Here is a 217-nt window from a genome sequence, read left to right as displayed (position 1 = left end):
AAAAAAACTTCCGAAAATATTTGGAAGATATGCTTTAAAGTTCTTACCTTTGCATCCGCTTTCTGAAAAGAACAGCAATCGTGAAACGAGCGATCTTTGAACAGATTTACATAAACAATACAAGTAGTACAAGAGCAGGTGCTTCGCAAATTAATAATTGGAAACTAATGATTAAGGCGCGTCGTACCTGGGTAAAACAAAAGAACCGTCAATACCT

The sequence above is a fragment of the Bacteroides sp. AF34-31BH genome, assembly GCF_003602795.1.
GTDB classification, from domain to species: domain Bacteria; phylum Bacteroidota; class Bacteroidia; order Bacteroidales; family Bacteroidaceae; genus Bacteroides; species Bacteroides uniformis.
Note: the sequence above shows the minus strand (reverse complement) of the source record.